The 18,334-nt window shown below is 35.3% G+C and carries 25 protein-coding genes; 18 read left to right on the top strand and 7 right to left on the bottom strand.

Annotated features, from left to right (window positions below):
- Positions 1-156 precede the first annotated feature (156 nt).
- The 4 genes from B5V89_RS09895 (at position 157) to yunB (ending at position 3,618) form a co-directional block, all read left to right on the top strand.
- Complete coding sequence (locus B5V89_RS09895) at positions 157-1,014, top strand: DUF72 domain-containing protein (protein ID WP_108071754.1); 858 nt, start codon at positions 157-159, stop codon at positions 1,012-1,014.
- 20 nt (positions 1,015-1,034) lie between these two features.
- The gene (locus tag B5V89_RS09890; protein ID WP_108071752.1) at positions 1,035-2,411 is read left to right on the top strand and encodes a bifunctional metallophosphatase/5'-nucleotidase; all 1,377 of its coding nucleotides are present in this window, start codon (positions 1,035-1,037) and stop codon (positions 2,409-2,411) included.
- A gap of 74 nt (positions 2,412-2,485) precedes the next feature.
- Positions 2,486-2,788: a YunC family protein gene (locus tag B5V89_RS09885; RefSeq protein ID WP_066231447.1), complete on the top strand. Its 303-nt coding sequence runs from the start codon at positions 2,486-2,488 to the stop codon at positions 2,786-2,788.
- Between the two features lie 71 nt (positions 2,789-2,859).
- Positions 2,860-3,618 carry a sporulation protein YunB gene (gene yunB / locus B5V89_RS09880; RefSeq protein ID WP_108071750.1) on the top strand — a complete coding sequence of 253 codons (759 nt, stop codon included), beginning with the start codon at positions 2,860-2,862 and terminating at the stop codon, positions 3,616-3,618.
- 5 nt (positions 3,619-3,623) lie between these two features.
- Here the strand turns inward: yunB and B5V89_RS09875 are convergent, their stop codons facing one another.
- Both B5V89_RS09875 and B5V89_RS09870 read right to left on the bottom strand, forming a co-directional pair.
- Positions 3,624-4,616 (bottom strand): M23 family metallopeptidase, encoded by a 993-nt coding sequence (locus B5V89_RS09875; protein WP_213083805.1) that lies wholly within the window; start codon positions 4,614-4,616, stop codon positions 3,624-3,626.
- 116 nt (positions 4,617-4,732) lie between these two features.
- Complete coding sequence (locus B5V89_RS09870; protein ID WP_181294644.1) at positions 4,733-5,431, bottom strand: YhcN/YlaJ family sporulation lipoprotein; 699 nt, start codon at positions 5,429-5,431, stop codon at positions 4,733-4,735.
- A 111-nt stretch (positions 5,432-5,542) separates the two neighbouring features.
- Between B5V89_RS09870 and B5V89_RS09865 the strand changes: the two genes are divergently transcribed.
- A complete protein-coding gene (locus B5V89_RS09865; protein ID WP_108071746.1) occupies positions 5,543-5,818 on the top strand; it encodes a YutD family protein in 276 nt (91 codons plus the stop codon).
- Positions 5,819-5,831: 13 nt separating this feature from the next.
- Here B5V89_RS09865 and B5V89_RS09860 read toward each other — a convergent pair whose 3' ends face one another.
- Positions 5,832-6,140 carry a cytosolic protein gene (locus B5V89_RS09860; RefSeq protein WP_066235788.1) on the bottom strand — a complete coding sequence of 103 codons (309 nt, stop codon included), beginning with the start codon at positions 6,138-6,140 and terminating at the stop codon, positions 5,832-5,834.
- Between the two features lie 140 nt (positions 6,141-6,280).
- Here B5V89_RS09860 and B5V89_RS09855 point away from each other — a divergent pair, with 140 nt between their 5' ends.
- Positions 6,281-6,718, top strand: a complete 438-nt coding sequence (locus B5V89_RS09855; protein WP_108071744.1) for a DUF86 domain-containing protein — start codon at positions 6,281-6,283, stop codon at positions 6,716-6,718.
- 50 nt (positions 6,719-6,768) lie between these two features.
- Positions 6,769-7,533 (top strand): TIGR01457 family HAD-type hydrolase, encoded by a 765-nt coding sequence (locus B5V89_RS09850; protein ID WP_108071742.1) that lies wholly within the window; start codon positions 6,769-6,771, stop codon positions 7,531-7,533.
- A 272-nt stretch (positions 7,534-7,805) separates the two neighbouring features.
- Here B5V89_RS09850 and B5V89_RS09845 read toward each other — a convergent pair whose 3' ends face one another.
- Complete coding sequence (locus B5V89_RS09845; RefSeq protein ID WP_108071739.1) at positions 7,806-8,306, bottom strand: phosphatidylglycerophosphatase A family protein; 501 nt, start codon at positions 8,304-8,306, stop codon at positions 7,806-7,808.
- Positions 8,307-8,414: 108 nt separating this feature from the next.
- On the opposite strand from B5V89_RS09845, the gene yutH reads away from it, so the two are divergent.
- A complete protein-coding gene (gene yutH, locus B5V89_RS09840; RefSeq protein WP_108071737.1) occupies positions 8,415-9,419 on the top strand; it encodes a spore coat putative kinase YutH in 1,005 nt (334 codons plus the stop codon).
- A gap of 52 nt (positions 9,420-9,471) precedes the next feature.
- Here the strand turns inward: yutH and B5V89_RS09835 are convergent, their stop codons facing one another.
- Positions 9,472-9,765 carry a NifU family protein gene (locus B5V89_RS09835; protein WP_181294645.1) on the bottom strand — a complete coding sequence of 98 codons (294 nt, stop codon included), beginning with the start codon at positions 9,763-9,765 and terminating at the stop codon, positions 9,472-9,474.
- A gap of 78 nt (positions 9,766-9,843) precedes the next feature.
- Here B5V89_RS09835 and B5V89_RS09830 point away from each other — a divergent pair, with 78 nt between their 5' ends.
- The 3 genes from B5V89_RS09830 (at position 9,844) to B5V89_RS09820 (ending at position 11,001) form a co-directional block, all read left to right on the top strand.
- Positions 9,844-10,179, top strand: a complete 336-nt coding sequence (locus B5V89_RS09830; RefSeq protein ID WP_108071735.1) for a YuzD family protein — start codon at positions 9,844-9,846, stop codon at positions 10,177-10,179.
- Positions 10,180-10,237: 58 nt separating this feature from the next.
- A complete protein-coding gene (locus tag B5V89_RS09825) occupies positions 10,238-10,474 on the top strand; it encodes a YuzB family protein (protein WP_066231030.1) in 237 nt (78 codons plus the stop codon).
- Between the two features lie 164 nt (positions 10,475-10,638).
- Positions 10,639-11,001 (top strand): HesB/IscA family protein, encoded by a 363-nt coding sequence (locus B5V89_RS09820; RefSeq protein WP_066231027.1) that lies wholly within the window; start codon positions 10,639-10,641, stop codon positions 10,999-11,001.
- 33 nt (positions 11,002-11,034) lie between these two features.
- On the opposite strand, the gene B5V89_RS09815 is transcribed toward B5V89_RS09820, so the two are convergent.
- Positions 11,035-12,033, bottom strand: a complete 999-nt coding sequence (locus B5V89_RS09815; protein WP_108071760.1) for an NAD(P)/FAD-dependent oxidoreductase — start codon at positions 12,031-12,033, stop codon at positions 11,035-11,037.
- Between the two features lie 344 nt (positions 12,034-12,377).
- On the opposite strand from B5V89_RS09815, the gene B5V89_RS09810 reads away from it, so the two are divergent.
- The 6 genes from B5V89_RS09810 (at position 12,378) to B5V89_RS09790 (ending at position 17,341) form a co-directional block, all read left to right on the top strand.
- Positions 12,378-13,595, top strand: a complete 1,218-nt coding sequence (locus tag B5V89_RS09810) for an NAD(P)/FAD-dependent oxidoreductase (RefSeq protein ID WP_108071733.1) — start codon at positions 12,378-12,380, stop codon at positions 13,593-13,595.
- A 204-nt stretch (positions 13,596-13,799) separates the two neighbouring features.
- A complete protein-coding gene (locus tag B5V89_RS20080; protein ID WP_165797671.1) occupies positions 13,800-13,922 on the top strand; it encodes a YuiA family protein in 123 nt (40 codons plus the stop codon).
- A 193-nt stretch (positions 13,923-14,115) separates the two neighbouring features.
- Positions 14,116-14,439, top strand: a complete 324-nt coding sequence (locus B5V89_RS09805) for a YuiB family protein (protein WP_066231020.1) — start codon at positions 14,116-14,118, stop codon at positions 14,437-14,439.
- Between the two features lie 149 nt (positions 14,440-14,588).
- Entirely contained in the window at positions 14,589-15,299 is a 711-nt protein-coding gene (locus B5V89_RS09800) for a 3D domain-containing protein (RefSeq protein ID WP_107921113.1), read from the top strand.
- Between the two features lie 132 nt (positions 15,300-15,431).
- On the top strand, positions 15,432-16,934 hold the full coding sequence (locus B5V89_RS09795; protein ID WP_107921111.1) for a leucyl aminopeptidase: 1,503 nt from the start codon (positions 15,432-15,434) through the stop codon (positions 16,932-16,934).
- A 164-nt stretch (positions 16,935-17,098) separates the two neighbouring features.
- On the top strand, positions 17,099-17,341 hold the full coding sequence (locus B5V89_RS09790) for a hypothetical protein (protein ID WP_066231013.1): 243 nt from the start codon (positions 17,099-17,101) through the stop codon (positions 17,339-17,341).
- A 52-nt stretch (positions 17,342-17,393) separates the two neighbouring features.
- On the opposite strand, the gene B5V89_RS09785 is transcribed toward B5V89_RS09790, so the two are convergent.
- Positions 17,394-17,768 carry a YuzC family spore coat inner layer protein gene (locus B5V89_RS09785; protein ID WP_084347602.1) on the bottom strand — a complete coding sequence of 125 codons (375 nt, stop codon included), beginning with the start codon at positions 17,766-17,768 and terminating at the stop codon, positions 17,394-17,396.
- A gap of 170 nt (positions 17,769-17,938) precedes the next feature.
- Here B5V89_RS09785 and B5V89_RS09780 point away from each other — a divergent pair, with 170 nt between their 5' ends.
- A complete protein-coding gene (locus B5V89_RS09780) occupies positions 17,939-18,322 on the top strand; it encodes a hotdog fold thioesterase (protein ID WP_108071730.1) in 384 nt (127 codons plus the stop codon).
- Positions 18,323-18,334 lie beyond the last annotated feature (12 nt).

The raw sequence follows: 18,334 nt of genomic DNA, 5'->3' as shown, positions 1-18,334 counted from the left end.
ATCAAGTTCGAGATGGAAGGTTCTATCGGTTAATAATACTTTATGAAAAATCACTTGGAGATAATCCAAGTGATTTTTTTCGAATAAAAGGGCTTACCTTTACATCTTCTTTATGAAATTATGATACGATATCATGAAGGAAAGTAGGTGAATCGATTGATATACATAGGTTTAGCTGGATGGGGAGATCATGATGCAATTTACCCGAATGGGACTTCACAAAAAGATAAGCTCAAAGAGTATGCAACACATTTTCCAATTGTAGAAGTAGATTCGACTTTTTATGCTGTACCACCTGAGAACAGTGTTCAAAAATGGATTAATGACACACCTGACACTTTTCAATTTGTTGTCAAAGCATACCAAGGAATGACAGGACATGGGCGTGGGAAAAACCCTTTTTCTTCTAGAAAAGAAATGTTCGATGCTTTCAAAAAATCGATTCATCTTTTCAAAGAAGCTGGTAAGTTGAGTATGGTATTATTTCAGTTTCCACCGTGGTTTGATTGCACAAAAAGCCATGTGGATTACTTACGATATTGCAAAACAAAAATGAAAGAATTTCCGATCGCGCTGGAATTCAGACATCAATCATGGTATTACCCGCAATTTATTAAAAGTACTCTAGATTTTATGAAAAGTGAAGGCTGGATTCATAGTATTTGTGACGAACCACAGGCAGGGGTAGGCTCTATACCAATTATATTAGAAGCAACGACCACGTATAAATCACTTATTCGGTTTCATGGAAGAAATATTCATGGTTGGCGAAAACCAAATCAAGGCGATTGGAGAGAAGTTCGTTATTTGTATCGATACAACCAACAAGAACTTTTGGAGTGGAAAAAGTATATTATCGAGCTAAATAAGCAATCTAAGGACCTCTATGTGATATTTAATAATAACTCCGGCGGAGATGCTGCAGATAATGCGAAACAATTCATTGAGATGTTATCCATAGAATATCAAGGATTAGCACCAAGACAATTAGATTTATTTAGTGAAAACAGTTAGAACAATTAGGAGTGCAATATATGATTGAAACTATTCATATTTACCATACAAATGATATACATAGTCATTTTGAAAATTGGCCAAGGATCAGGGATTTTCTTTTACATCAAAAGAAAATTAACGAAGACATTGGGGAAGAAGTCTTACTATTTGATATAGGTGATCATGTTGACCGATGGCACCCTCTAACAGAAGCAACAGTCGGAAAGGAAAATATTCAATTACTAAATGAAGTAGGCTATACAGCTGTTACCATTGGAAATAATGAGGGCATTACCCTTTCATATAATGATTTGGATACTCTTTACACCGAAGCTGAGTTTGATGTCATTTTAGCTAATTTATATAATCAACAAAATGACCGACCATCTTGGACAATCCCTTATCAAATCTATCAGACAGAAAAGGGAATAAAAGTGGGAATCACAGGTGTAACCGCCAATTTTAAAAAATTGTATTCTATTCTCGGATGGGATTTAAAAGATCCGATTGAAGAAATACAGCGGCAAGTTGAACGATTGAAAAAAGAGTCGGATATCATTATATTATTATCTCATTTAGGAATTCATGATGATGAGAAAATAGCGAAACTTTATCCTGAAATAGACATTATACTAGGTGGACATACCCATCATATTCTTGAAAACGGGAAATTAATAACAAACGCTCTCGGAACAACTTTATTGGGTGCTGCGGGGAAACATGGGAAGTTTGTTGGCCATGTACAGTTGAAAATAGATGTTGAAAAAAAGGAAATAAAAAATAAGAAAGCCCAATTATATAAGATAAAGAATTTACCCGCACCAATAAATGAAACGATTGAAATTGAAAAGTTTTATGAAGACGGCAGGAAATTGCTTTTTCAAGAAGTAGTCACAATACCCGAACCCCTTTTAGTGGAGTGGTTTCAAGATTCAATTCTTCCACATATTCTTTGTGAGGCGATTCAAGAATGGTGCAATGCAGACTGTGCGATGATAAATGCCGGACTCTTACTCGATCATTTGGAGAAAGGGATTGTGACAAAATATGAAATCCATAAAATTCTTCCACATCCGATTAATCCATGTATGATAAAGCTAAGCGGGGCAGAGTTGAAAAGTGTTCTACAACAATCATTTGATCCTAAATGGCCGCATTTAGAGTTAAAGGGATTAGGATTTCGCGGAACAATATTAGGGAATTTTGTTTACAATAATATTTCAATTAGAAAAAATGACCTGTTGATTAATGGAATGAAACTTGAGGAAGATAAAATGTATACATTAGGAACGGTTGATATGTATACATTTGGACACTTCTTTCCGGAATTTAATTCAGCAGAGAAGCAGTATTTTATGCCTGAATTTATCCGAGATGTGATGGAATGGAAGTTGAAAAAGTTATACAGTAATTAATCCGATATTGTAACCACTTTACGCCTATTCCATACACATAATAGTAGTTAGGATAAATGAAAGGAGCGAGGCGTTTGGTTACAATTGAACCAGTCGTAATTAATGGATATACATTTATTGCTACCACCGTAAATCTTCCAAAAACTACACTACTTACTGTGTCGAACGATAACGGGTATATTATGTGCGGTGCACTGGATGTTAGTTTGTTAAATGATAAATTAAAAGATCGAAAAATCATTGCAGGTAGAGCCGTTGGAGTCAAAACCATTGAACAATTACTTGAAGCTCCATTAGAATCAATTACCATTCAAGCGGAACAGATTGGCATTGAAAAAGGGATGATAGGTAAAGATGCATTGTTAAAAATGATATAAAAACATTTGTAAATGTAATCCTAGATCCCCTTTTACAAGCATACATATAGCTTGTAAGGGGGGATTTTAACTTGGGAAAATTTCGTCCACATAAATCCCGGCGCGGACCGTTGCCGCTTCGTTATGTCCTGCTGTTAACTTTCGTTTTTTTTACATTTTCGACGGTTATCGGTCTCTTGCTCATCAATAAGGGAATTAAACCAACACTTATACGTTATGCGGAAAGTATGAATCAAAAAATTGCTGCGAATGCAATAAGCTATGCGGTTGAAGAAGTTACAAAGAAAAATAAGAATGAGATAATTAAAGTGGTGACCAATAATAAAGGCAATGTTGCATATGTTTCCACAAATCCTACAATCATAAGTAAAATTACCGCTGAAGTTCAGCAATTAGTTCAGTCATACTTAAATGGTGCTGAAGAAGGCGATATGCAAAATATAAAGAATCCTAAATACCATAAAAATACCGGTGAATTGGTTTATTCGGTTCCAATTGGGAGGGTAACCGGTAATGTGTTACTTGGTAATCTTGGACCTGATATCCCGATAAAGTTTCATGTACTTGGCGATGCAGATGTGGATACTGAATTCAAATTAGAGCAAAAAGGGATAAATAGTACATATATAACATCTTTTATAAAAGTAAAAGTTCATGTTCAAACGATCATTCCTTTTGCTTCTAAAATAACTAAGTATGATCAAAAAATACCAGGGCCAAGCGGAGCATATAATGGTGACATTCCTTTATACAACAGTAACGGTGAATCTTCTCCACCATCCATTCAACTAAACGATGAAGAGAATAAAGAAAAAACAAAGAAAAAATAAGAGCCTCATTTTTTTGAGGCTCTTATTCTGTCTAAGCGTTCCCATTGTTTTAAATATGGATATGGATCAAATGACCATTCTGTGCGCCCGTTGTCTTTATACATACCGTAGTGTAAATGCGGAGGGAATTTTCCAGATGTTCCTGGTGGGCCGTAACCCGTACTTCCTACACTTCCAATCAATGTTCCCGGTTTCACAATTTGTCCAATCTTTAATCCTTTCGCGAATCCATTTAAATGGGCAAAATAATGATACGTATTATTAATATCGCGTATGCCTACTCGCCAGCCCCCAAATTTATTCCATCCTTTCATTTCAACAATACCGTAACTTGTGGATCGAACGGGGACGCCATATCCTGCGAAAATATCTGTACCTTCGTGAATTCTCCTGCCTCCCCAGCCCCTAGAATCTCCCCAAGTATTGTGATACGTATAATTATATCCTCTAGGTAAAGGAAATGTTTTATGATTTAAATCTAATCTGCCAAAATGTTTATAAAGCCTTGCTTTCTCCATGATGATACCAACGGTTTTATCCCTTTTATAATACTCCCATAAAGCAATTTTAAATTGATCCTCATCTATTCCGTAATTTAAAATATGATTGGCAAATGAAAATAGAATATCGACGTCATCATTTATGTTTGCCTTTCCATCGCCATTTCCATCGACACCTATTCCGTTAAAAAACTGAATAGATAACGGATGAACATCTTTCCTGTCAGGATTTAAAAGACCGCTCCATTGTTCAGGCTTAAAATAAATGCCAGTAATTCCTTCAGCTTTTGGTAAATCATTTCTAACTGAACGGATACTTCTTTCATAATGATCAACTGCAGCCATATAATACCAAGGAATATTTGTAACTGTTTCTACCCTTTTATATAATTCCATTCTTTTTTGAAAAATTTCTTCATCTGATAAAGTTTTGCTTGAAGCAAAACAAGTTGGAGAAATGAATGCAAGCAATAGAAGTGAACATAGTAGGATACGCACTTTCTTTGCCTCCTTGTAACTTAATGATTGCTATAAATTATTATTTGAACGAACGAATATTTCATAAGTATAAAATAATGGTAAAAAAACTGCGTCTAATTCGACGCAGTTAATCACTATAAGTTCCCATTATCCATTCGTTCGCGGTATTCATCCTGATCTTCCGCTTTGTTTTTATGTTTATTAATAACTTCACCGTTTGGGTTTTCTCCATCATTTACTTTACGCCCTTGAGGTGAACGGCTTAACATTCTTTTAACGAGACCTTTAATGGTTTCTTCTTTATTTTGTGAATTTGAATCCATGTAGGCAATATTTTTAACATCTTGCCTTAATGATGTATCATCTGTAACATAAACATGAAACCATCTTGGAACCACTGACATGGCTGTTTTCTTCACTTGATCAGCTACTTCAAAGCGGTCTTTTTTGCCTTTAGCATCTGTTCGATAAGCAACCAATACCTCTTCGTCAGTAACAAGTACCGAAGCATCATGGACATTCGGAGTGGTTACAAGCATATTGCTGATTGATTTAGCAACTTTTTCCCTGTTCATCGCGTTATTTTGATTGAAATTGACGTTTTTATTTGGTACTGGACTTTTTACTTGGCGAACAAAACCAAATTCTTTTTCTTTTTCAGATTGTGTATTCACCTTTTCAGGGTTGTACAAATCTTCGTCATTTTGCTTATTTATCGTATTTCCCGAGTGCTTATAAATTCCGGGACTTTCGGCAACATTTTTATTATTGGTACCACATGCAGTAAGAAGGGCTGTACCCAAAAGAGCAGCTGCAATTAATCGTTTTTGCAAAATAAAACACCTCCTATTTGTTATATTGCACTTGAATCAGTTTTTTTTTCTTAGTAATTGATGGGGATTAAGTTATAATTTTAATTAAGGGAAAATAAAAGAGGTGGTTAGATGATTAGTATTAATAATCAATCGTATGAAATTATAAAAGACTTTCGCAGTGGTTTTAATGAAGAGGCGTTCCGAAATCGGTTTAGTGACATATTATCAAGATATGATTATATAGTTGGTGATTGGGGTTATGGTCAATTAAGATTAAGGGGCTTCTTTGAAGATGAAAATCCTAAAGCAACGTTTGATACAAAAATTGGTACGTTAACCGAATATTTATATGAGTATTGTAATTTTGGCTGTGCATATTTTGTAGCAAAAAGAATTCAAAACTAGCCCCATTATAGGGCTAGTTGCTTTCGTCATAAGGAGGTTCTTGATTTACCTCGCCATCATCATGTGTAGGATGAGCACCGGGGTATTCTCTTGGTAAATCTTGATGAAAGGACTTAAACTCATAATTAAATGCACTATATGGTCGTTGACCTTTTTTCCATGGAGTGGATTTTCCTTGGACAGGTTCATTCTCACCTCGAGGTGCTCCATACGAACCTTCGGGTAAATCCTCGGGTATGATAAAATTTTTTCTAGTCTCAACGGTTGATACATCTGTATAAGGAATATCTTCTTTATCTATATGTTCATATTTTTCATCCATAATGATACACTTCCTTTTTAGGAGTTAATCTTATTATGTGTTATTTACATTTAAACAATCCTCAAGAAGGAGAAATCGTTTAATGGGTATGATAAAATAAATATTGTAGGAAACAAGGAAAATGGAAGGGTGCGAAAGCAGTGTACTTTGTAGATCGGGAAAAAATCGAAACAACTTTACATTATATGGAGAACCGACTCCAGCTTTTAAATACAACTGAAAAATGGGAAACAGAACTTGAAAAATGCGCATTAGAAAGAATTGCCCATACAATAATTGAATCAATCCTCGATGTCGGCAACTCCATGATCGACGGTTTTATTATGAGAGATCCAGGCAGTTATGAGGATATAATTGACATCTTACTTGATGAGAAAGTAATTAACGAAGAAATGGCAAAAGGATTAATGGAAATCATCATGTACCGAAAAATCCTTGTACAGCAATATACATCTATCGATCATGAAGAAATGTGCAAAATATTTGTAAAGAATAAAGAACCACTTTCTAAATTTGCTCCAAGTGTAAGAAGCTATTTAGAAAATGAACTAGGACCAGTTTCCGCATTCAAAAATTAAAACGCTATCCATCTGGAAGCGTTTTTTTAAAATAGAAAGGAAAAAATAAAATGAAACAATATAAAGGATATTTAATTGATTTAGATGGAACGATGTATCGTGGCAGTGAAAAAATTGATGCTGCCGGCGATTTTATTCATCGACTAAAGGCAAAAGGAATTCCATATCTTTTTGTAACGAATAACTCATCAAGAACACCTGAACAGGTAGCAAAGAAATTATGTGATTTTGATATACCTACACAAGCAAATCAAGTCTTTACAACATCAATGGCTACTGCCGAATACATATATAAGCAAAAAAAAGACGGTACCGTTTATGCAATTGGAGAAGAAGGCTTAAAAACGGCATTAAAAAATAAAGGACTACAATTTAACGATACTAATCCCGATTTTGTCGTCGTTGGAATCGACCGTGAAATTAATTATGAAAAATTAGCATTAGCTTGTTTAGCAGTTCGAAATGGCGCTACATTTATTTCAACGAATGCAGATATCGCATTACCGACGGAACGAGGCTTCTTACCGGGGAATGGTTCAATAACATCAGTAATTACAGTATCTACCCAAACAGAACCAATCTTTATTGGAAAACCTGAATCCATTATCATGGACCAAGCATTAGCCTATTTAGGCACAAATAAAGAAGAGACAATCATGGTTGGTGATTTTTACGATACAGATATTCTAGCTGGAATGAGAGCGGGAATGGATACTCTCCTCGTTCATACAGGGGTTACAACGAAGGAAGCTCTATTGGAAAAAGACAAACAACCGACATATGCAGTTAATTCCCTAGATGAATGGGAATTGTAAGAATAAACCAATGAATAGTTCCTTTCCGCTACAGGCACCAGCTTTTTCGCAGTATCCTTTCGATTCAGATATCGTCCTTCCTCTATCCCATAAGAGTTAGGAGTTTGATGCCTTTTTGCTCCAATGGAAGAACAGTATTCAGGAAGATGAAGATGCAAAAGTCTGAATGAAGTTCCCGAAAGAACAGGATTCGGGAAGATAACGATGAGAAAAATAAATGAAATGCCAAAAAAAATGAGCGTACATTTATCCAAAAATGTACGCTTCTACTTTCAATCGTCATCAACTGCTCTATGTGCCAATCTACTTGACGCAGCAGCAGCTATGGCCCCTACAATATCATCCAGGAATGTATGACAATCTCCTGAGGAATGATCATTTAATTTTTGCAGAATACCTGGTTTTTGCTTATCGATGTATCCGTAATTAGTAAAACCAATCGATCCATACACATTCACGATGGAAAAGGCTAAAATTTCGTCCACTCCGTAAAGACTTTCATCTACTTCAATGATGGATTGTAATGGTTCATCAAGCAACTTTTTTTCCGCCAAAATATCCAATTGAATACCTGTTAATATGGCATTTTGTACTTCCCGCTTTGATAAAACACGATTAATATTTTCGATACAATCCTCTAGTTGTAAGTCAGGATGATATTTTTTCTGCAAAAACATAACCAATTCAGCAATATCTTCAATAGTAACTCCACGTTTATTTAGCCATTCTCTAGCCGTTTTTTCTGATAAGGTCATTTTTGGATTATTTGTCATAGCAATTCACCTTTTCTTTCGTATTTGATAAAAACAAAACAATGAGTTTAAATCCCTTATTTCATCATATATATTATTACTGGCAACTTTGATGAAAGGGGGAAGATCATGTCAGTTGATATTCTTAAAAAGTTTTTCAACGTCCAAGTCGAAAATTCATTCCTAGATGGGAAGTTCATTCGGTACATGGCAAATGATTCTATTTATACTCTCGTTCCTGTCACTAATGTTAAAGAGGACGTACTTGTCGAATTATACGAAATGTCTGAGCATATAGCAGGTATGGGTGACAAGTATACTTCAAGATTTGTTCTCTCAACCGAAAATAAATACCTTATTACTTCAAATGAAGAGGATTATGTGTTGCTTCAAAATAAATCATCATCATTGCCGCGTCATATAAATTATGGAAGAAAACTTGCCAAGTTTCACTTCCGAGGAAGATCAATTCAAACCAATTTTGAACATGTGAGTCGCGTAGGTCAGTGGAAATCATTTTGGGAAACCCGTCTAGATCAAATGGAAAAAGCATGGTATCGATTAGTACAAGAACATCCTGATCAGGAATTTGAGCATTTATTCGTTGATTCATTTCCTTATTATATGGGTGTATGTGAAAATGCAATTCAATATCTCGTCGATACTGAAATAGATGATTCACCAGTTCAAATTGATACCGGAACGGTTTGTCATGAACGTTTCAATAAAAATTCATGGGGAAAGAACCAATGGATTCGTAATCCATTTGACTGGGTTTTTGATCATCCTAGCAGAGATATTGCCGAATGGATTCGTGATCAATATTTTCGCAACAAACGAACATTTTTACCAGATGTTCAAGATTTTTTAAGAAGCTATCAATCCGTTACACCACTTTCACCCTTTTCCTGGAGGCTTTTATATGCTCGCTTATTATTTCCACTTCATTATTTTGAATGCATAGAAGAATATTTTATTACTAATTCTGAACAGCATCAAAAACATTTGGAGGAAAGATTAAGAAAGTATATGAGGGATTCAGTCGAATATGAAAAATTTTTAAGTGACTTTTTTCAGATAGCAGAAGTTTCGGGAAGGTTAAATGTTCCTGTAGTTGATTGGTTAATAAGTTAGAAGGTTTTTTTTACAAAAATAAAAAGCGATTCAACTTGAATCGCTCTTAATATTAAAAAACTTGTTCTACTTCTACTACACCAGGAACCTCTTCGAATAATGCACGTTCAATACCGGCTTTAAGTGTAATAGTTGAACTTGGGCAAGTACCGCATGCACCTAAAAGGCGAAGCTTAACAATCCCATCTTCAACATCAACTAACTCACAGTCGCCGCCATCACGTAATAAGAACGGGCGTAATTTATCTAATACTTCTTGAACTTTTTCAATGATAGTTGGTTCTGACATCGAATATCGACTCCTTTCCATACTCCTATTATAATCAGTAATTAAAAAAAAATCTATCTATCTAACTTCATTCGTTACCCCCTTTTCATTTTCCAAATGTTGTGTACAATAAAAGAAAGGGGAGAATTAAATAAGATGAAAAAACAAGTGGAACTTATTATATACGGTGCAGAAATCATTTGTGCAAGCTGTGTGAATTTACCGTCTTCAAAGGACACATTTGAATGGTTAGAAGCGGCCATTTCTCGAAAATATCCAAATCAACCAGTTACGATGCGTTTAATTGACATTTATAATCCACCTGAAGAAGAAAGTGTTAAGCGCTTTGCTGAGAAAGTAATTGAAGAGGATATGTTCTATCCCGTAGTTACATTGGAAGGAAAAATTGTTGGTGAAGGAAACCCACGATTAAAAACTATTTATTTAGAGTTAGAAAAATACGGCTATTTGCCTGTGAACGAAGGTCTATAATAATTGACTGTTAGGATGAAAAAGGGTAGGATAAACCTTGGTAGTGAGGTGACTATCTTTGAATCCTATAATAGAGTTTTGTGCGAGCAATCTTGCAAGTGGAGCATATAAAGCTCTTGAAATTCTTGAAGAAGATCCAAATTTGGATATTGTGGAATATAGCTGCTTAGATTATTGCGATCTTTGTGGATTGGCACCTTTTGCCCTTGTAAATGGGGAATATGTAAAAGGTGAAACTTCAGAAGAGCTCGTCGAAAATATATATAAATATTTAGAAGAAAATCCGATGTTTTAAAAACGAAAAAGGGGCTATTCATAGCCTCTTTTTCGTTTAACATTTATCAATCAGACTATCAAAAGCGTAAAGGTTGAGTACAGTGTTTAGAGGGTATATAATATAAAATAAATATTCAAATAAGCATAGAATGGATAGATAACATTTATTATGGAGGTGGAAAAATGACAAATGTTGTAGTCATTACTGAAGCAGCAGCTCTTCAAATAAAAGATATGATGAAGCAAAACGAAGAAGAAGGGTCATTCCTACGCGTATCAGTTAATGGTGGCGGATGTACAGGACTATCTTACGGAATGGGCTTTGATCAAGAGAAAAAAGCGGAAGATATGGAAGATAGCCAACATGGAATAGCTATTCTTGTCGATAAAGAAAGTGCACCAATTCTTCAAGGAACAAAAATTGATTATAAGCAATCTCTTATGGGCGGCGGCTTTACCATCGATAATCCGAATGCGATCGCATCTTGCGGTTGTGGATCATCGTTTAGAACAGCGAAGGTAGCTGGAACACCGGAGAATTGTTAAAAAGGAAACCTAGGAAAAAATCCTAGGTTTTTCTTATGACGGAAATAATGACGTACTGTGCATTGGCTGCAAGCGGGCTTTTGGATCTATGTAAGCTTTGGCGTTACTTACAGCGGTAGGGGCTTCACCAAAACCAGTTGCGATTAATTTTATTTTTCCTTCAAATGTACAAATATCTCCAGCTGCATAGATTCCTGGAATGTTCGTTTCCATTTTCGAGTTAACAACGATTGAATTTTTCTCAATTTCAATGCCCCAATCTTTAATTGGACCAAGAGAAGAAACGAAACCGTAATTGACGATGAGTGAATCGAAATCTACTGTTTCTTTTTTGTCACCACGAACTTCTTCTAGAACTAGCTGTTTTGCTTGATTTTCATCGCCAACTAATTCTACTGGAACAAATGGAGTGATGATTTCAACTTTAGAGTTGCGCAATGTTTCAACACTATGCTCATGAGCACGGAACTTATCGCGACGGTGAATTAAGGAAACTTTTTCAGCAATTGGTTCTAACATTAATGCCCAGTCAACAGCGGAGTCTCCACCACCTAGTATCGCTACTTTTTGACCTGCAAAGCTTTGAAGATCCTCAACAAAATAGTGTAAATTCTTTCCTTCATATTGAGCAGCATTTTCCAATTCTAAACGACGTGGTTGGAATGCACCAACACCAGCAGTTATGATGATTGTTTTGGAGTAATGGATTTCTTTATCTGTCGTCAGTTTAAATACTTCATCCTCTTGTTTTTCAACATTTTCAACAGCTTGTTCAAGACATATAGTAGGTGAGAACATGGCAATTTGTTCTTTTAAATTATTAACTAAATCATGTGCTTTAATTTTTGGGAATCCGGCAACATCATAAATATATTTTTCCGGATATAATGCGGCAAGCTGTCCACCTAATTGAGGCAGACTTTCAATGATCTTCACACTTGCTTGACGCATACCTCCGTAAAATGCGGTGAACAATCCAGTAGGTCCTCCGCCAATAATCGTTATATCATAAATTTTTTGATCTTCCTTCAAAAAAATTCCCTCCACATCATATAATTTCAATTCCATAATATCACATCCAAAATCATATAATCTAATGTTAGCATTTTGGGTACCGTTTTTGGAATTTTTCTAAGTTTCATTTTTCCTAAATAGATATTGAAAAAGACCTGCAAAAGGAATATTATTAGGTGTGGATAATATTAATTTTTTATGACAATTTTTATATGGGGCTTAGTTAATAATGTAGTTAGTTTAACAAAGCCTTATTTTACTATGTATTCATTAGTGAAATATATCACAAATGTTTTTTTGCATATTTATGGTGGTAAGCTATAAATACCATCACTAAAAAATTAAAAGGTGGAATTGATACTGTGAGAAAGCCAAGAGTTGTTATTTTGGGTGCAGGTTATGGCGGATTAATGACTGTAACTCGTTTACAAAAATTATTAGGGACGAATGATGCTGAGATAATTTTAATCAATAAAAATAAATATCATTATGAAACGACATGGCTTCATGAGGCGTCAGCAGGTACTCTCCATCATGATCGAGTACGTTATGATATTAAAAATGTCATAAATCCGGCAAAAGTTGAATTTATTCAAGCTACAATTGAAAAAGTAAATCCGGAAGAAAAGAAAGTAATTCTTGCAAATGGTGAAGTGGAATATGATTATTTAGTCATTTCTCTTGGTTCTGATTCAGAAACATTTGGCATTAAAGGTTTAGACAAATATGCATTTGCAATCACAAATGTAAATGCAGCAAGACAAATTCGTGAACACATCGAATACCAATTCGCAACATACAACACGGAAGTAGAAAAAGATGAAAAACGATTATCAATTGTTGTCGGTGGGGCAGGATTTACAGGTATTGAATTTTTAGGTGAATTAACAAATCGTATCCCTGAACTATGTGAAGAATACGATATTGATGCTAAAAAAGTAAGAATAACTTGTATTGAAGCTTCCCCTATGGTATTGCCACAATTTGATCGTGATCTAGTCAACTATGCGATCGCATTACTTGAAAGTAAAGGTGTAGAATTCCATATCGGTAATTCAGTACAAGAAGTCACTTCTGAAGGTGTGTTCTTCGGTAAAAAAGGTGAAGAACCACAGGAGATAAAAGCTGGAACCGTTATTTGGTCAGCAGGGGTTCGCGGTAATTCCGTTATTGATAAATCGGGATTTGAAACGATGCGTGGCAGAGTTAAAGTTAACGATGACCTTCGTATTCCGGGTTATGAAGATATTTTTGTCATTGGTGATTGCTCGCTAATTATTAACGAAGAAATTAATCGTCCATATCCACCTACTGCCCAAATTGCTATGCAGCATGGGGAAGTTTGTGCGCGAAATGTGGCGAAGCTTGTCAAAGGTAAAAACGATCTCGAAAACTTTGTTTTTGATGACAAAGGTACTGTTTGTTCACTCGGTGAAGACGATGCAATCGGAGTGGTTTTTGGAAAGAAAATCAAAGGTACGAAGGCTTCGGTCATGAAAAAAGTGATTGATAACCGTGCATTATTTATGGTTGGTGGTCCTTCATTAGTGATGAAAAAGGGCAAATTTAAATTATTATAATATGCAATGAAAAGATGGATGTAACTTATCCATCTTTTTCGTATTTTTAAAAAATTCAGTATTCAGGAGATATAGAAAGAAAAATAAGAAAAGCCGTCGTTGTATGCGCTTTCTTCCCTCGATTCGCTTGTTTACCATTTTATGAAAAGGTGATATATTATCAGAAAATTAAGAAACAAAATTTTAGACGAGGGGTTGAGTAAAATGAAGATAGCTACAGCGGAGAATAAAAAATGCACATATTGTTCTGGAAAAGGTTACTTTCAACTCATTCTAGGCGGTTCTGAAACATGTCCGTGTTGTGACGGTACAGGTAAGAAAAAATAGAAAATTGTTAAATAGATGAAGGGCTTCCTGAATGGGGCCTTTTTATTTTTGAGTGAACCCTTTACACAAAATGTTCATTTCTTTACCTTTCACTTTTATTGACGGGTGCCAAAACATTAAGTACACTTGAATTTAGTGTATATTGGACTAGAATTTTTATGAGAGAAATGAATATTTGGAGGTACGTGTTCGAATGCATATGGCATTACCGGTTTTAATTATTTCGATGTTATTATTTTTTGTTCTTTTCTTTGGCATTGGTTTCATTTTAAATATGCTATTAAGAATGACATGGTTAATGGCAATTGTTTATCCAATTGTTGCTATTTTGATTATTGATAATGTTCGTTTCCTTGAATACTTCACGAATTCAAGTCATGCTTTTCATGAATTAGGAAAAAAGATAACGGCCTTATTAGCACCTGACATTATGATATTATTAAGTGGTTTCATAGGTGCAATCGTAGCAGGAGTGGTTATGAAAATTTTACGTAAAAAAGGTTATCGCATGTTTTAATATAGTTTCTTTAAGCCTCTTAAAGGCTTTTTTTTTATTGAAAATTTTATTCAAAATTGGTTGAATTTTAAGTTTTCTCTCCTCGCCATGAATATTTCAAATCGTTTTAGGAAAGGAATAGATTTGGGAGGAGTGGAAAAACTATGTATATGAAAAAAATATTAAGGCGTTTCCTTATGACAATTTTATTTATAGGTGCTGTTTTAACAACATTTCAATCAATTTCTGGAGTTAAGGCTGAAACATTCGATTCAGATATGGTCTATGGATCGGGTAGCAAAATATCAAATAGTAATCAAAAATTAGAACGCGATTTTAGTAGTAAATCAATTGGATTATCATTAAAATCATTGAAAAAATCAGTGGCGACAACTACAAAAATTTCATCAAGTGAATCTGTAAAAGGGACAATACCAAAATTAGAAGAAGCGATTAATTGGTCAAAATATCCTACTAAAAAAGTTTTGGCGACTGGCTATACAGCAGGTGTGGAATCAACTGGTAAAAATCCAAATGATCCACAATATGGTATTACATATTCAGGTGTTAAAGTAAAAAGGGATTTATATTCAACGATTGCAGCAGACACAAACGTATTTCCGATAGGTTCTATTCTTTTTATTCCAGGTTATGGATATGGAGTCGTGGCCGATACTGGATCTGCTATTAAAGGAAATAGGTTGGACCTATATTATGAAACAGTTAACGATGTTTATGAGCAATGGGGAAAGAAGAGTGTAGAAGTTTATATTGTCGAAGTAGGTAAAGGAAAATTAACCGAGAAAGAATTAACAAAACTAAATGAAGATAAGACAATGCAAGTGTTTAGGCAACAATATATAAAAACAAAATTAGAATAGAATGTAGTGGGCTGATTATGTCAGCCCACTTTATATTTTTCGGGACTTTTCAAAATTGAGTTAATTTTTGATATGTGAACAATGTTATTGTAAAAGTTTTTCGCTATAATAAACAATGGAGGTGTTTTTAGAATGTTTAATATTAGTAGTTCAAATCCTTTTAATGACAGTCAGGAATGTTTACTAATCGGTTTAAAGGATACTCCTGAAAAGTTTTCTGGAATTTTAACAGAGTTGGATGCAAAATTTGAAAACGGCTTGACTGAGCTTGTTAAATCAGGAGATTTATCAGCTAAATTAAAGGAAATATCAAAAGTACATACATTGGGAAAAATTGCTTCTAAACGTTTAGTATTTATCGGTTTAGGAAAAGAGAAAGACTTAAAATTTGACGAAATAAAAGAGGCGTTTGGAAAGGCATTTAAATTTGTCAATAAGAATCGATTACAATCAGCCGCTGTCGCCCTTGATACGTTTGTAACGGAATCGCTTTCCCATGATGATGTGGCAAATGCATTAAGTGAAGCTTTTGCATTAGCCACATACGAATTTGCCGGATATAAACAAAAATCGAATGAACCGGAGAAGAAAATAGAACAATTAAGTATTTTCACGGAAGCAGACAAAGATGAGATTGAGGCGGCATTGACAGTTGGATATGCATTCGGGAAAGCAACAAACTCCGCACGTACGCTAGTCAATCTTCCCGGTAATATGCTAACAGCTACAGAGCTAGCTCATTATGCTGAAGAAGTAGCAAAAAAATATGAATTTGAAGTAGAAATTCTTGAAAAAGAGGAAATGGAAAAATTGGGAATGGGTGCTTTTTTAGCTGTAAACCAAGGATCCACAGAGCCTCCAAAAATGATTGTGCTAAAATATCAAGGGAAAGAAGAATGGAAAGATGTTATCGGTCTCGTCGGCAAAGGAGTTACCTTTGATACTGGGGGATATTCATTAAAAACAAAAGCCGGTATCGTTGGGATGAAAACCGATATGGGCGGTGCCGCTGCTGTTCTAGGGGCAATGGAGATCATTGGCGAGCTAAGACCTGAGCAAAACGTTGTAGCAGTTATTCCTTCTACAGATAATATGATTAGTGGTTCAGCATTTAAGCCGGACGATGTCATTACATCTATGAGTGGAAAAACGATCGAAGTATTGAATACTGATGCAGAAGGTAGATTAGCATTAGCAGATGCTATTACTTATGCAAAACATCATGGGGCAAACTATTTAGTTGATGTCGCTACATTAACAGGTGGTGTTATTACTGCGCTTGGCCTTGATAAAACAGGTGCTTTAACTAATCATGAAGGATTTTTTGAACAAGTATTAGAAGCATCAAGTGAATCCGGCGAATTTATTTGGCGCCTGCCACTAACTGAAAATGATAAAAAACGGGTTCGCGGAAGCAAAATTGCGGACTTAAATAATTCCCCAGGCAGTGAGGGTCATGCAATTATGGGAGGTGCTTTTGTCGGAGAATTTGCAGAAGATACCCCATGGGTCCATTTAGATATTGCCGGAACAGCCGTTACTAGTAAAGAGTACGATTTGGGGCCTTCCGGTGCAACCGGAGTTATGGTTCGTACATTGGCCTTACTTGTGGAAAGATTTGAACCAATCAAATAATTCGAGTCAAAAAAAACCGTATGATTACGGTTTTTTTTAATATCCGTGACCTTTCACGTATATTTGGGCAGTTAAAAGCCTATCCAAAATCGCGTTTGCCCATGCCATTCGCCCTTAACTCGCATAAAAATATAAAGAGTGTCTCTAAAAAGGAGGTATACCTAATGTATTATTATCGACAGGCACCCATCCCTCAAAATTCGAGAATGTTTCCTTTTCTTTTTGGCGCCCCACTAGTAGGGGGATTTATTGGCGGGCTTATTGGTGGTGGATTAGGTAGTGCGATATTTAGACCACGTCCTTATCCACTACCATACCCGCAGCCGTATCCGTATCCACAACCATATCCATACCCGCAATATGGGGGTTACGGTGCGAATGCATTCCCATATGTACCATATAGATAATATTGCGGCTTAAAGCTCTTCAATTTCGAAGAGCTTTATTCGATTACTATTTTTACTGCCCCCAGCGAATTTTTAATTGAAGCAGACAACAATTTGGTTCGCTTTTGCTATTTGAAAAGTTCAAAACAAGACCGCTTGGGGTAAAGCGGATGATCGGTATTGTTTTTACTCCAATACTAGAGATCATTTTTTTTACCTCATTTAACTTTGACTGTTGAGCAAAAGTCATTAGCCTTTTTGAAAAATCCTCCGATTTAGATATTTTTTCAACTATTTTTTCAGCGTCTTTTAAAATAACTAACGTTTTGTTAGCGGATTGAATAAATAATGATGGGTTCACTGGCTGATACTGGCGAGAGTAAGAAAAAGGGTATGGCTGATAGGGATTGGGGGGATACATCGGATAATTTGGGTAATTGTGGTTCAAAGCAATCGTCCCCTCCTTAATAATCATGAAACGAGAGTAAATACCTTCCTTTTCACAATATGCTGAAAGAACTGTAGTATGTGTAGCTAAATTTATATTATGATAAAAAATACGGAAGAAGGAGTTTCGGGAATCCTTCTTGAATAATAAGTTTAAGGAGGAAAGATAAAATGGATTATAAAAACACATTAATCGGGGCGTTAGGAATTGAATTTGTAGAGATTGGCAAAGGAAAAGTAGTAGCTACGATGCCTGTGAATGAAAGAACGAAGCAACCATTCGGTTATTTGCATGGAGGGGCATCGGTTGCTCTTGCGGAAACAGTAGCCAGTGTCGGTGCAGCTGCCATCATTGACCAAGAAAGAGAAATATGTTTTGGTTTAGAAATAAACGCAAATCATATTCGATCAAAGCGAGATGGTGTAGTCACCGCTTTTGCAGAGGCAATTCATGTTGGAAAAAGTACTCATGTATGGGAAATCAAAATTAAAGATGAAGAAGACCGGCTTATCTGTACGTCACGATGTACAATGGCAGTAGTACCAAAAAAATAACCTACAAGTGAA

It is taken from the genome of Heyndrickxia sporothermodurans (genome assembly GCF_003055045.1).
In the GTDB taxonomy this organism is placed as follows: domain Bacteria; phylum Bacillota; class Bacilli; order Bacillales; family Bacillaceae_C; genus Heyndrickxia; species Heyndrickxia sporothermodurans.
Note: the sequence above shows the minus strand (reverse complement) of the source record. Positions and strands in the feature narration are given on the sequence as shown.

Bases quoted from the DNA above. Each gene is read 5' to 3' on its own strand.
- B5V89_RS09795 (WP_107921111.1), top strand. From the start codon at position 15,432: ATGTTTAATATTAGTAGTTCAAATCCTTTTAATGACAGTCAGGAATGT.
- B5V89_RS09890 (WP_108071752.1), top strand. From the start codon at position 1,035: ATGATTGAAACTATTCATATTTACCATACAAATGATATACATAGTCAT.
- B5V89_RS09805 (WP_066231020.1), top strand. From the start codon at position 14,116: ATGCATATGGCATTACCGGTTTTAATTATTTCGATGTTATTATTTTTT.
- yutH (WP_108071737.1), top strand. From the start codon at position 8,415: ATGTCAGTTGATATTCTTAAAAAGTTTTTCAACGTCCAAGTCGAAAAT.
- B5V89_RS09820 (WP_066231027.1), top strand. From the start codon at position 10,639: ATGACAAATGTTGTAGTCATTACTGAAGCAGCAGCTCTTCAAATAAAA.
- B5V89_RS09830 (WP_108071735.1), top strand. From the start codon at position 9,844: ATGAAAAAACAAGTGGAACTTATTATATACGGTGCAGAAATCATTTGT.
- B5V89_RS09790 (WP_066231013.1), top strand. From the start codon at position 17,099: ATGTATTATTATCGACAGGCACCCATCCCTCAAAATTCGAGAATGTTT.
- B5V89_RS09865 (WP_108071746.1), top strand. From the start codon at position 5,543: ATGATTAGTATTAATAATCAATCGTATGAAATTATAAAAGACTTTCGC.
- B5V89_RS09800 (WP_107921113.1), top strand. From the start codon at position 14,589: ATGAAAAAAATATTAAGGCGTTTCCTTATGACAATTTTATTTATAGGT.
- B5V89_RS09860 (WP_066235788.1), bottom strand. From the start codon at position 6,140: ATGGATGAAAAATATGAACATATAGATAAAGAAGATATTCCTTATACA.
- B5V89_RS09845 (WP_108071739.1), bottom strand. From the start codon at position 8,306: ATGACAAATAATCCAAAAATGACCTTATCAGAAAAAACGGCTAGAGAA.
- B5V89_RS09780 (WP_108071730.1), top strand. From the start codon at position 17,939: ATGGATTATAAAAACACATTAATCGGGGCGTTAGGAATTGAATTTGTA.
- B5V89_RS20080 (WP_165797671.1), top strand. From the start codon at position 13,800: ATGAAGATAGCTACAGCGGAGAATAAAAAATGCACATATTGTTCTGGA.
- B5V89_RS09850 (WP_108071742.1), top strand. From the start codon at position 6,769: ATGAAACAATATAAAGGATATTTAATTGATTTAGATGGAACGATGTAT.